This is a genomic window from Sphingomonas sp. LR59 (assembly GCF_036855945.1).
GTDB lineage: Bacteria > Pseudomonadota > Alphaproteobacteria > Sphingomonadales > Sphingomonadaceae > Sphingomonas.
In genome coordinates, this window is the sequence record NZ_JASPFL010000001.1 from 3,593,974 (window position 1) to 3,606,495 (window position 12,522).

The 12,522-nt window shown below is 66.9% G+C and carries 11 protein-coding genes and 2 pseudogenes; 6 read left to right on the forward strand and 7 right to left on the reverse strand.

Features of this window, described 5'->3' with window-relative positions:
- Window positions 1–159 precede the first annotated feature (159 nt).
- Window positions 160–1,443 carry a UDP-N-acetylglucosamine 1-carboxyvinyltransferase gene (gene murA / locus QP164_RS16960; RefSeq protein ID WP_333923880.1) on the forward strand — a complete coding sequence of 428 codons (1,284 nt, stop codon included), beginning with the start codon at window positions 160–162 and terminating at the stop codon, window positions 1,441–1,443.
- Window positions 1,444–1,706: 263 nt separating this feature from the next.
- Here the strand turns inward: murA and phbB are convergent, their stop codons facing one another.
- The 7 genes and pseudogenes from phbB to QP164_RS19925 all read right to left on the reverse strand — a co-directional run bounded on the left by phbB (window position 1,707) and on the right by QP164_RS19925 (window position 7,493).
- Entirely contained in the window at window positions 1,707–2,429 is a 723-nt protein-coding gene (gene phbB, locus QP164_RS16965; RefSeq protein WP_333923881.1) for an acetoacetyl-CoA reductase, read from the reverse strand.
- 30 nt (window positions 2,430–2,459) lie between these two features.
- Complete coding sequence (gene hemH / locus QP164_RS16970) at window positions 2,460–3,410, reverse strand: ferrochelatase (RefSeq protein ID WP_443027457.1); 951 nt, start codon at window positions 3,408–3,410, stop codon at window positions 2,460–2,462.
- 51 nt (window positions 3,411–3,461) lie between these two features.
- Complete coding sequence (locus tag QP164_RS16975; protein WP_333923882.1) at window positions 3,462–4,949, reverse strand: molybdopterin cofactor-binding domain-containing protein; 1,488 nt, start codon at window positions 4,947–4,949, stop codon at window positions 3,462–3,464.
- Window positions 4,904–5,647, reverse strand: a complete 744-nt coding sequence (locus QP164_RS16980; protein WP_333923883.1) for a molybdopterin cofactor-binding domain-containing protein — start codon at window positions 5,645–5,647, stop codon at window positions 4,904–4,906. Before QP164_RS16980 ends, QP164_RS16975 begins: the two co-directional genes overlap by 46 nt.
- Window positions 5,648–5,806: 159 nt before the next feature.
- Complete coding sequence (locus QP164_RS19915) at window positions 5,807–6,034, reverse strand: AMP-binding enzyme (protein ID WP_443027488.1); 228 nt, start codon at window positions 6,032–6,034, stop codon at window positions 5,807–5,809.
- 258 nt (window positions 6,035–6,292) lie between these two features.
- A pseudogene (locus QP164_RS19920) lies at window positions 6,293–6,795 on the reverse strand (AMP-binding protein); the annotation flags it as partial.
- Window positions 6,792–7,493 carry an AMP-binding protein gene (locus QP164_RS19925; protein WP_443027458.1) on the reverse strand — a complete coding sequence of 234 codons (702 nt, stop codon included), beginning with the start codon at window positions 7,491–7,493 and terminating at the stop codon, window positions 6,792–6,794. The gene QP164_RS19925 and the pseudogene QP164_RS19920, both read right to left, overlap by 4 nt.
- Before the next feature lie 37 nt (window positions 7,494–7,530).
- On the opposite strand from QP164_RS19925, the gene lgt reads away from it, so the two are divergent.
- The 5 genes and pseudogenes from lgt (at window position 7,531) to QP164_RS17010 (ending at window position 12,475) form a co-directional block, all read left to right on the forward strand.
- On the forward strand, window positions 7,531–8,463 hold the full coding sequence (lgt, locus tag QP164_RS16990; RefSeq protein ID WP_165911363.1) for a prolipoprotein diacylglyceryl transferase: 933 nt from the start codon (window positions 7,531–7,533) through the stop codon (window positions 8,461–8,463).
- 50 nt (window positions 8,464–8,513) lie between these two features.
- Window positions 8,514–9,587: pseudogene (locus QP164_RS16995) on the forward strand (class I SAM-dependent methyltransferase); the annotation flags it as partial.
- Window positions 9,588–9,741: 154 nt separating this feature from the next.
- Window positions 9,742–10,110, forward strand: a complete 369-nt coding sequence (locus QP164_RS17000) for a GNAT family N-acetyltransferase (RefSeq protein ID WP_333923884.1) — start codon at window positions 9,742–9,744, stop codon at window positions 10,108–10,110.
- Window positions 10,111–10,279: 169 nt separating this feature from the next.
- Entirely contained in the window at window positions 10,280–11,038 is a 759-nt protein-coding gene (gene pgeF / locus QP164_RS17005; RefSeq protein ID WP_333923885.1) for a peptidoglycan editing factor PgeF, read from the forward strand.
- Between the two features lie 90 nt (window positions 11,039–11,128).
- On the forward strand, window positions 11,129–12,475 hold the full coding sequence (locus QP164_RS17010; RefSeq protein ID WP_132737047.1) for a cystathionine gamma-synthase family protein: 1,347 nt from the start codon (window positions 11,129–11,131) through the stop codon (window positions 12,473–12,475).
- Window positions 12,476–12,522: the final 47 nt, after the last annotated feature.

Sequence of the window (12,522 nt, forward strand, 5' to 3'; positions counted from 1 at the left end):
AGGATTTCCGCGCATTAAAGTCGATCAAGCGCGGGGCGTTAGCGCTACTGAGGGCGCAAGGCGGGTCCCAGCGCGGGACTTGGCCTCGCGCAGCGTCCGCCTGTCGCCCGATCGATGCGCGGCCCTTGCGCAGAACGCCAGCCGCGATAGACACCCGGGATGGACCGTATTCTCATTCGCGGCGGCAATCGCCTGTCCGGGCGCTTGCCCATCTCCGGCGCGAAGAACGCCGCGCTCACGCTGATGCCGTGCGCGTTGCTGACCGAAGAGCCGCTGACGTTGCGCAATCTGCCGCGACTGGCGGATGTCGACGGCTTCGGCCACCTGCTCAACCAGCTTGGCGCGTCGACCGCGATCCAGGGGACGCGGCCCGAGGATTTCGGCCGGGTGATGACGATCCGTGCGGGCAATTTGACCTCGACCGAGGCGCCGTACGACATCGTCCGGAAGATGCGCGCGTCGATCCTGGTGCTCGGGCCGCTGCTCGGGCGGGGCGGCGAGGCGACGGTGTCGCTGCCGGGCGGCTGTGCGATCGGCAATCGGCCGATTGACCTCCACCTGCGCGCTTTGGAAGCGATTGGTGCCGAGCTCGAGATGGCGGCGGGCTATGTGAAGGCGATCGCGCCGGGTGGACGCCTGCCGGGCGGACGCTTCCGCTTCCCGATCGTGTCGGTCGGCGCGACCGAGAACGTCGTGATGGCGGCGGTGCTCGCCAAGGGGACGAGCGTGATCGAGAACGCGGCACGCGAGCCCGAGATCGTCGACCTCTGCAACTGCCTCGTCGCGATGGGCGCGTCGATCGACGGGATCGGCACCGAGACGCTGACGATCGAAGGCCGCGACCGGCTGCACGGCGCGACCTATGCGGTGATGCCCGACCGGATCGAGGCGGGCAGCTATGCGTGCGCGGCGGCGATCACCGGCGGCGACCTGGAGCTGGTCGGCGTGTCGATCCCGGACATGGGTGCGACGATCGATGCGCTGGTCGAGGCGGGCGTGTCGGTGACGCCGACCAAGGACGGCGTGCGCGTTGCGTCCGACGGTTCGTTGAAGCCGCTGACGCTGTCGACCGCGCCGTACCCTGGCTTCGCAACGGACATGCAGGCGCAGTTCATGGCGATGCTGTGCAAAGCGGACGGTGCGAGCGTGCTGACCGAGACGATCTTTGAGAACCGCTACATGCATGTGCCGGAACTGGCGCGGATGGGGGCGGATATCCAGGTTCGGGGGCGAACTGCGGTCGTGCGCGGCGTCGATAAGCTGGTCGGCGCACAGGTGATGGCGACGGATCTTCGGGCTTCGATGAGCTTGATTCTGGCGGGGCTCGCGGCGGATGGCGAGACGTCTGTGGGCCGGGTGTATCATCTCGACCGCGGGTATGAGCGGTTGGAGGAGAAGCTGAGCGCGGTCGGTGCGGATATCGAGCGTGCCAGCGACGGGTGAGGACCACCCCGGCGAAGGCCGGGGCCCAGTTGGAAAGGTCGCTCTAATACGCGTTAAGTTTCGTTACTCGGCTGTTCCCTCGCGAAGGCGGGGGCCCAGGATCGAGCAAGACCGTCCTTCGTAATCCGGTAGACATCTACTCAACGCCGTCGGCAAAGCCGCCGTCGGACGGGTTCGGTGAACCGACCCGCCGGCCGTGCCGGGCGCTGCCCGCTTCGCTTTGCTCGCGGCCAACGGCGCGGACGTTGCCGCGCTTGCGCCCGTCAGTACATGTGCTGCCCGCCATTGATGCTCAGCGTAGACCCGGTAACGAACCCGCCCTCCTCGGAGCAAAGAAACGCTACCCCCCGCGCGATCTCGTGAGCCTGGCCCAGTCGCCCGACCGGGATCTTCGCGACGATCTTTTCCAGTACGTCCGCCGGCACCGCCGCCACCATGTCCGTATCGATATACCCCGGTGCGATCGCGTTGACGGTCACGCCCGCGCGCGCGCCCTCTTGCGCCAAAGCCTTCGTGAATCCGTGGATGCCGGACTTCGCCGCAGCATAGTTCACCTGGCCGTATTGCCCGGCTTGCCCGTTGATCGAGCCGATGTTGACGATCCGCCCCCATTTGCGCGTGCGCATGCCGGGGAAGACGGCCTTAGCCATGTTGAAGCAACCGCCAAGATTGGTGTCCATCACCTCTTTCCAATCCTGGTAGGTCATCTTCAGGATGGTGCCGTCGCGGGTGATGCCGGCGTTGTTCACGACGATGTCCACGTCGCCCAGATCGGCGGCGACCTGCGCGCAGCCGGCCTGGCACGCGTCGTAGTCGGCGACGTCCCATTTGTACGCCTTGATCCCGGTGCGCTCGGTGAACTCGCGGGCGCGGTCGTCGTTGCCGGCATAAGTGGCCGCGACGGTCAGGCCCATGTCCTGCAATGCGAGACTGATCGCTTCGCCGATTCCGCGCGTACCACCGGTTACAATTGCGACGCGTGCCATCAGTCTCTCTCCTCAGTGTTTTGCCGAAGGCTAGCCAGCCCGCACCCATCCTTCAAGCTCACGCGCCAAAATGCTGCGCAACATTTCCACGCCGACGGGGCTATCGTTGAGGCAGGGAAGGTAGGCGAAGTGCGTGCCGCCAGCCTCTTCGAAGCTCTCGCGCCCGCGGATCGACAGTTCCTCCAGCGTCTCCAGGCAATCGGCGGAGAAGCCCGGCGCGAAGATCGCGACCTTGGTCTTGCCTGCCTTGGCGAGCGCGACGAGCGTCTCGTCGGTCGCCGGACCCAGCCACTTCTGCGGCCCGAACCGTGACTGGAACGCGATCGTCAACTCGCGCCCTATCCGCTCGCCGAGCAGTCGCGCGGTCTTCTGGCAGTGGCAGTGATACGGATCGCCCTGCTGCAACGTCCGCTTCGGCATCCCGTGGAAGCTGGCGACGATCGCATCGGGCGTGAAATCAAGCGCGGAGAGCCCCTCTTCGAGCGAGTCCTTCAGCGCGTCGATATAGAGCGTGTCGTCATAGTAAGGTGGCAGCGTGCGGACCGCCGGCTGCCAGCGCAAACCGGCGAGATGCTTGAACGCCTTGTCGTTCGCCGTCGCGGTCGTTGCTGCGCAATATTGCGGGTAGAGCGGCGCGAGCAGGATGCGCTCGCAGCCCGCTGCCTTCATCGCGGTCAGCCGGTCCGAGATCGACGGATTGCCGTAGCGCATCGCCCAGTCGACGAGCACTTCCGGGCCGAACGAATCCTTCAGCGCGGCCGCCTGCAACCGGGTGATCGCGGCGAGTGGCGAGCCGTCCTCGCGCCAGACCTGCGAATAAGCATGCGCGGACTTTTTCGGGCGCGTGTTGAGGATGATGCCGCGCAGGATCGGCTGCCACGCGATCTGCGGGATCTCGACGACGCGCGAATCGGACAGGAACTCGCCGAGATAGCGCTTCACCGATTTCGCGTCGGGGCCATCGGGCGTGCCGAGGTTCATCAGTAGGACGCCGATCTTCGGCTTGGGAATCGGGGGTGATCGGGGGCAGGGTCATGGCGCTGGTCTTAAAGGCAAATTGCGGATGCGGAAGCCCGTTGAGGCATAGAGCGCGTTGGCGATCGCGGGCGCGACCGCGGGGACGCCGAGTTCGCCGACGCCGCCGGGGGCTTCGTCGCTGCGGATGACCTCGACGGTGATGTCGGGCGTGTCGGCGAGGCGGGGCAGGGCGATGGCGTCGAACCCGCGCGCGTCGGCGAGGCCGCGGGTGAAACCTGTCGACACGCCGAGCGCGGCGGCCATGCCGAAGATCAGTCCGCCCTCGATCTGCTGGCGGACGATGTCGGGGTTGATCTGCGCGCCACAATCGACTGCGGCGACGAGGCGGTCGACCACCGGGCGCTGGTCCGCGCCCATGTGCGCCTCGGCCATCACGGCGATGTAGCTGCCTCGGAACGCGTGGGCTGCGATCCCCTGACCGCTGCCTGCGACGCCGCCGTTCCAGCCGCCGAGGGCTGCCGCGGTCGACAGGCAGCGCGCGAGTCGCGGTTCGCCACCGAGCATCCCGATCCGGAACGACATCGGTTCGGACTGGGCCGTGCGCGCCAGTTCGTCGAGGAAGCATTCGGTGAAGAACGCGGTGTAGCCATGCGCGCCGCCGCGGAGGTGGCCGGTCGGTATGCCTATCTCGGCGGGGTGGTGCTCGATCGCATAGGCGGGGATGCGATAGGCGGGCGTGGCGCCTGCGACGGCATAGCGGTCGCCTTTGACGCCGATCAGCGCGGCTTCGGTTGCGAGGCCCGGCATCATCCGGCGTGCCATCTCGGCGCCGGTGGAGGGGGCGGCGATGTTGGCCGACCAGCCCATGATCGCGCCGTTGGGGGCGAGCCGTGCGGCCATCTTCGCGACGGCGGGCGGGCGGTAGTGATCGTGAAGCGAGTCCTCGCCGCGCGACCAGACGAGGCTGACTGGCCGGCGAAGCTTGATCGCGAGGACGGCGGCTTGCTCGGCGACGTCGTGCTCCAGCGCGGAGCCGAACGATCCGCCGACCAGCATCGGGTGAACGACGACAGAGTTTTCGCTGAGACCCGCCGCGCGCGCCGCAGCCGATCGCGCGAGCCCCGGTGCTTGCGTCGCCAGCCAGAGTTCGAGCCGGCCGTTAGAGGAGGACGCAGTCGCGCTGCGCGTCTCGATCGCCGCGTGCAGGCCAAGGCCGGCGCGGTAGGTCGCCGTGACGAGGTTGGCGCCTTGGAAGGTTGCGGCGACGTCGCCCGTCTCGGCCATTCGCGTGCCCGGTCGCGTAAGCGCCGCATCCAGTGCAGCGTCGATCGACTTGGTATCGGGCAGGGGGGCGTCGTTCTCGAACCGCGGCGCGAGCGCGTCGAGCGCCTTCTGCGCCGCCCACCACGTCGTCGCCACCGCGGCCACCCAACGCGGGTTCTCGACGATCGAGAGCACGCCGCGGATGCGGTCGGCGGCGGCGCGGTCGACCTTTGTTAGGCGACCTCCCACCGGTCCTTGGCGGATCGCGGCGTGGACCATGTCGGCGAGGCGGACGTCGCCAGCGAAGTTCGCCGAACCGTCGACCTTCGCTGGCGTGTCGAGTCGGGGGACAGATTTGCCGACCAGCTTGCCGGCGCTCTGGATGCCGAGCGGGAGGGGGCGGGGAGAGTGAACTTCGCGGCCTCCTCGGCCAGTTCGGCGAAGCGGATGCGTTTGGCGCCGAAGGTGCAGAAGCCGGCGTCGACGTTGACCTGGGTCCAGTCGGCGTCCCAGCGCTTCGCTGCCGCCATGCAGAGCAGCGCGCGGGCGCCGGCGCCGGCTTCGCGACAGGCTTGCTCGAACATCCGGATCGAACTCGATCCGCCGGTGAGCATCGGTGGTTGCGGGGTGCCGTCCGGGAGGCGGTCGAACAGGCCTTCGAACAGGTCGTGCGTGGCGATTCCGTTGGCATAGAGTGGGTTGAGCGGGGCGGGCTCGACACCGACGGTGCGCCAGTCCGCTCCGAGCTCGTCCGCGACGATCTGGGGGAGGCTGGTGTAGACGCCCTGGCCGTGCTCGACCTGCGGGACGGCGACGGTGACATGGCCGTCGGTGCCGATCTTGAGCCACGCGCCGAACGGGGTTTCGCCGGGGTTGGCGACGAGGTTGGGGGCGTAGGTTCGTGGCCACAGACCCCAGGCGACGACGAGGCCGATCCCCGCGCCGCCGCCGACTAAAATCTCACGCCTGCTGATCATGAGGTGGCCTCTAATCCTTCTCCCCCACGGGGAGAAGGTGGCGCGAAGTGGCGGATGAGGGGGAGTGGGTCTCCGGGGCCGTGCCGGGAGTCTCACTGCCCCTCTCCCTTCCGTCGCCAAGTGGCTCCTCCCTCCCTCTCCCCGGAGGGGCGAGGGAGGTTAGGCCAGCGCTCGGTAGGTGGCTTTTAGCGAGACCTTGTCGATCTTCTCCGTCCCCAGTCTTGGCAGCGGCTCTTCCGAAATCCAGATTCGCTGCGGTATCTTGAACGCGGCGATGTGCTGGTGGAGGAACGCGGTCAGGTCGTCCGGGGTCAGCGTTTCGCCGTCCTGCGGCACTACCACTGCGCCGGGGACCTCGCCGAAGCGCTCGTCTGCCAGCCCGAACACCGCGGCTTCCGCGACCGCTGAGTGTTCGTACAGTGCGGCCTCGACCTCCTGGCACGAGATGTTCTCCCCGCCGCGGATGATGATGTCCTTCTTGCGATCGACGATGAACAGATAGCCGTCCTCGTCGAGGTAGCCGATGTCGCCGGTCCGGAAATAGCCGTCCGACGTGAACGCCGCGGCGGTCGCGTCCGGGCGGTTCCAATATTCCTTGAAGTTGCAGATCGTACGGATGCAGACCTCGCCGCGCTGGCCCTGGTCGACCGGGTGGCCGGCATCGTCCAGGATGGCGAGATCGACCAACGGCGCGCCGGGGCGGCCGGCGGAGTTGGGCTTGGCGAGGTAATTGCCGCGCCAGTTGCCGGTGCCGACCGCGTTGGTCTCGGTGAGACCGTAACCGATCAGCGGCGCGCTACCGCCCATCTCCTCGTCGATGCGGCGGACGTGATCGACCGGGCGGGGTGCGCCCCCGCGGCGAAATCGGTGACGGTCGACAGGTCGTACTTCGCGCGATCCGGATGGTTGAGAATCTCGAAGCTCATCAGCGGCACGCCGACGAAATAGGTGACGCCTTCCGCCTCTATCAGCCGCATTGCCTCGCCCGCATCCCATTTCGGCATCAGCACCAGCTTTCGCCCCATCGCAAAGCTCTGGAGAAACACGGGGACTTCGCCAGTGATGTGGAACAGCGGGATCGTGAGCAGCGTGACCGGCTGGCCGACCGGCGGATTGCCTTGCGCGGTGGCGATCCCGACCATCATCATCGCTTGGCCGAGATAATTGAAGATCCCCTGCACGACCGCGCGATGTTCGGAGAGCGCCCCTTCGATTGGCCGGTCGATCCGCTCGTGAACAGGATCGTCGCATGATCCTCGGGCCCGAGCAGCGGCAGGTCGGCGGTGCGGTCGTCCTTTGCCAACACGGCGCCGAGCGCAGCGTCGAGCGGTCGCGAATCGTCGATCTCGACGACTGGCGCGCGCAGAGCCGCAATCTGCGCGAGGCGCTTCACGCGCGGCGGATCGGCGAACACGAGCGCGCAGTTGACCTCGCCGATCGCGGTCTCCAGTTCCTCCGACTGCCACCAGCCGTTGAGCAGGGTCGCGACGCCGCCGGCCATGATGATGCCCATGTAGAGGACGATCCAAGACGGCGAGTTGCGCATCGCGATGCCGACTCGGTCGCCCTTGGCGATCCCGTACCCGCCGACCAGCGCGCGGGCAGTGCGTTCTGCGGCGGCGTAGACCTCGCCGAAGGTCAGCCGTTCGGCGCCGGAGACGAGGAAAACGGCGTCGCGGTGCTCGTTGGCGTAGTGCGCGAAATAATAGCTGAGCGCGGGCGGGGCGGCGGCAATCGTCGGCAGCGTGACGCCGAACCGCTCGGCCGATCCGAGCGCGAGCATGCCGTCGGGCGCGGTCAGCGCGGCCATCGTCGAATCCATAGCTAGGTCTAGCTCGGTCCGCATATCGCTCTCCTACTTGGTCTTATCGTTATCGGTCTTTATGCAGGGGCGAACGCGTGGGGAAAAGCCTTTGATCCTGTCGACCATCACCGCCGCTGCGGGCGTAGCGCCTGCCGTCGGCAGTCACATCCGTTTCGAGGATTTGGGGCTCCACCCCGACGTCTTCTCGATCGGCTTCTTCACGCTGCGCTGGTACAGCCTCGCCTATATTGGCGGGATCCTGCTCGGCTGGTGGTATCTGCTCAAGCTCCTCGCCCAGCCCGGCGCACCGATGGCGCGGCGGCATGCCGACGACCTCGTGTTCTACGCGACGCTCGGCATCATCCTCGGCGGCCGACTCGGCTATGTGATCTTCTACGCGCCCGAGATGTTCCTGCATCCGCTGCGGATCTTCCGGCTGTGGGACGGCGGGATGTCGTTCCACGGCGGGGTGATCGGCACGTCAATCGGGCTGATCCTGTTTGCACGGAAGCACCAGCTCAACTGGTTGCGCGTGCACGATTATATCGCGTGCTGCGTGCCCTTCGGACTGTTCTTCGGGCGGCTGGCGAACTTCGTCAACGGCGAGCTCTGGGGCAAGCCGACCAACGTCGCCTGGGGGATCATCTTCGAGCGCACCGTGCCGTTCGGGATGGTCGAGCCGGCGCGGCATCCGAGCCAGCTGTACGAGGCGGGGCTGGAGGGCATCCTCCTTTTCGCGCTGCTGTGGTTCGCGTTCTGGAAGACCAAGGCGCGGTATGATCCGGGCAAGCTCGTCGGGTTGTTCGTGCTCGGCTACGGCCTTGCGCGGTTCACCGTCGAGTTCTTCCGCGAGCCGGATTCGCAGCTGCGCGCGTTTGCCGAGCATACCGGGCTGCACATGGGGCAGTGGCTGTGCGTACCGATGATCATTGGCGGCGGGTATCTGGTGGCGACGTCGGCCAAACGGCGCGTGCGGGTCGAGTCGATCGCGGGGACGCAGAGCGTCGCTTAGCTCCCCTCCCGCTTGCGGGAGGGGTCGGGGAGGGCATGGCCGCAAATGTCATGGCCAAAGATACTCCAGCCCCTCCCCTAGCACCTCCCGCAAGCGGAAGGGGAATCGCAGCAGCTCTTCCGGAGCGGCTCGCCCGGGCGATCGCGCTCGCAGGTCCGATTCCCGTTGCGCAGTATATGGCGGCGGCCAACGCCCAGTATTATGCGACGCGTGATCCGCTGGGGGCTGCGGGGGACTTCACTACTGCGCCTGAGATTAGCCAGATGTTCGGCGAGCTGATCGGTCTTTGGTGCGCCGATCTGTGGGACCGGGCTGGGCGGCCGGACGTGGCGTGGGTCGAGCTCGGGCCGGGCCGCGGTACGCTCGCCGCCGACGCCGGGCGAGCGATGGCGAAGGCTGGCTTCAACCCCGAGATCCATTTCGTCGAGACCAGCCCGGCGCTGCGGAAGGCGCAGGCCGAGCGCGTGCCGACAGCGACCTGGCACGATACGATCGATACGCTGCCGACCGATCGCCCGCTGATCGTCGTCGCCAACGAGTTCTTCGATGCGCTGCCGATCCGGCAATTGGTGAAGCGCGCGCAGTGGCACGAACGCCTGGTCGCGGCGCAGGACCTGCTGTTCCTGCCGATCCCCGGCAAGCCGCTGCCCGACGCAGTCATTCCCGAGCCGTTCCGCGATGCCCCCGCGGGCTCGATTCTCGAGACGTCACCCGCTGCCGTTACCATCGTCCGCGGCCTCGCCAAGCGGGTCGCCGCGCAGGGCGGTGCGCTGATCGCGATCGACTATGGGTATGAGGGGCCGGCACTCGGCGACACCTTGCAGGCGGTCCGCAGCCACGCGTTCGCCAACCCGTTCGAGGCGCCAGGCGAGCACGACCTGACCGCGCATGTCGATTTTACGACGCTTGCCGCCGCGGCGCAGACCGAGGGGGCGGTCGCGTGGGGGCCGGTGAGCCAGCGTGACCTGCTCGGCGGACTTGGGATCGATTCGCGGACATCCGCGCTCGCCAAGGCGTCGCCTGCGCGTGCGGAAGCATTGGCGGCGGATCGGAGGAGGTTGATGGACGACATGGGTACTCTTTTCAAAGCGCTCGCGATCACCGCGCCAAATTGGCCAACCCCGCGGCCTTTGCATGATCGCCTATCGCGATGCCGTCCCGGCCGACGGCGCCGAACTTGCCGCGATGGCGAAGCGGTCGTTCACCGACACGTTCGGCACGCTGTATCGGCCCGAAGATCTTGCTGCGTTTCTCGAGCAAGCGTTCGGAGAAAAGGGTTTGCCGGCGCAGCTGTCCGACCCTGCCTTCACCGTGCGCGTCGCCATGGACGAGGCGGGTAAGATCGTCGGGTTTGCGAAGATCGGCCCTGTTGCCTTTCCCGGCGACTGGCCTGCGTCCGCGATCGAACTTTATCAGCTTTATGTGCGCAGCGACCAGCACGGCGCGGGTGTCGGCCCGGCGTTGATGGACTGGGCGATCGATGTCGCGCGCGCCGAGGGGCGGACGGAGATGATCCTGAGCGTCTATGTGGATAACCACCGGGCTCACCGGTTCTATCAGCGCTACGGCTTCGTCGAGATCGGGCGGTATGTGTTCATGGTGGGCGAGCAGCCTGATGATGACCGGATCATGCTGCTTGTGCTGTGATCGGCGGCGCTACCAGAGATATCGTAGCGAAAGGCCACCACCCCGGCGGAGGCCGGGGCCCAGTTGGAAAGGTCTTGGTAACGGCGCGATGCCTGCTGTTAGGAACGTCACCCAACTGGGCCCCGGCCTCCGCCGGGGTGCGGATGTGCTTGATGTTGGGTGACCTAAAATGACCATCGACCTCCTCCGCGCGAAGGCGCTTGGCGACATTCCGCATGGTTTTCTCGGACGGCGTGGCGGCGTCTCGACCGGTGCGTATGCGAGCCTCAATGTCGGCATCGGGTCCGACGACGACCCCGCCAACATTGCCGAAAACCGTCGTCGTGCGACCGAAGCCGTCCTGCCCGGCGCGAAACTCGTCGGTTTGTACCAGGTCCATTCCGCCGACGCGGTCACCGTGACCGAGCCGTTCGACGACGCGATTCGCCCGCATGCCGATGCGCTGGTCACCAACCGTTCCGGTCTCGCGCTCGGCATCCTCACCGCGGACTGTGCACCCGTGCTGTTCGCCGACCGCGAGGCTGGCGTCGTCGCCGCCGCGCACGCCGGCTGGAAGGGCGCGCTCGGCGGCGTTACCGACTCCACGATCCTCGCGATGGAGGCGATCGGTGCGCACCGCGATCGGATCGTCGCCGCGGTCGGGCCGTGCATCGCGCGCAGCAGCTATGAGGTCGATGACGCCTTCATCCGGCGGTTCTGCGAGGCGGACCCGGAGAACGAGCGCTTCTTTGCCGATGGCCGCGTGGATCATTACCAGTTCGACCTCGAGGCCTATGTCGTCAGCCGTCTCGCGATCGCCGGGATCGGCCGGATCGAGGCGCTTGGGCTCGACACCTACGCCAATCAGGATCGCTTCTTCAGCTATCGGCGTGCGACCCATCGCGGCGAACCCTCCTATGGGCGACAGATCAGCATCATCGGGCTGTAACGGGGGGCCGTAACGGGTCCCAAATCCCGCACGGCTCGTTTAGACTCCGCACATCGGCCCGCGCCAGACGGGCCACGCAGGAGTTTATTGATGTCCGATACCCCGAATAACGCCGGTGCAGTTCCCGCGGAAACCGAAGCCGATCTGACCGGAGTCGCGGCACGCGTCGCGCCCAAGCCCGAGGTCGAGAAGATCGGCGGTCGCAAGCTGAAGCCGTCGACCTTGATGATGGGTCATGGTTACGACCCGTCGCTGTCGGAAGGCTCGCTGAAGCCGCCGATCTTCCTCACCTCGACCTTCGTGTTTCCCAACGCGGCGGCGGGCAAGCGTCACTTCGAAGGCGTCACCGGCAAGCGTCCGGGCGGTGCCGAGGGGCTCGTCTATTCGCGCTTCAACGGCCCGAACCAGGAGATCCTCGAGGATCGCCTCGGCGTCTGGGAAGAGGCGGAGGACGCGCTCGCCTTCTCGTCGGGCATGTCGGCGATCGCGACGCTGTTCCTCGCGATGGTCAAGCCGGGTGACACGATCGTCCATTCGGGGCCGTTGTACGCGGCGACCGAGACGCTGATCGGCCGCGTGCTCGGCAAGTTCGGGGTCAAGTGGCTCGACTTCCCGGCGGGTGCGACGCGCGAGGAGATCGATGCGGTGATGACCGAGGCGGCGACCGGCAACGTCGCGTTGATCTATCTGGAAAGCCCGGCGAACCCGACCAATGCACTGGTCGACGTCGAGGCGGTCCAGGCCAGCCGGGACGCAATCTTCAAGGGCGAGAAGCCACCGATTGCGATCGACAACACCTTCCTCGGGCCGCTGTGGTTCCAGCCGCTCAAGCATGGTGCGGATATCGTCGTGTACTCGCTGACCAAGTATGTCGGCGGGCATTCGGATCTGGTCGCGGGCGGCGTGCTGGGGTCGAAGGAGCACATCAACACGATCCGGACGATGCGGAACACGATCGGGACGATCACCGATCCGAATACCGCGTGGATGCTGTTGCGATCGCTGGAGACGCTCGAACTGCGGATGAGCCGTGCGGGCGAGAATGCGGCGAAGGTGTGTGGCTTCCTGCGCCATCATCCGAAGGTGGAGCGGGTCGCGTATCTCGGTTTCCTCGAGGACGAGCCGGGCATGGAGCGGCAGGCGGACATCTATCGCCGCCACTGCACCGGGGGTGGTTCGACCTTCTCGCTGTACCTGAAGGGTGGCGAGCGCGAGAGCTTCGCGTTCCTCGATGCGTTGAAGATCGCCAAGCTGGCGGTGTCGCTCGGCGGGACCGAGACGCTGGCGAGCCATCCGGCGGGGATGACGCATCTGTCGGTGCCCGATGCGCGGAAGCAGGCGCTGGGGATTACCGATAACCTCGTGCGGATCTCGATCGGGGTGGAGGATCCGGACGATCTCATCGCCGATTTCGAGCAGGCGCTGGAGACGATCTGAGCGGCTCAGGCAACTCCCACTTCTTGTTCTCCCGCGAAGGGGCTCCC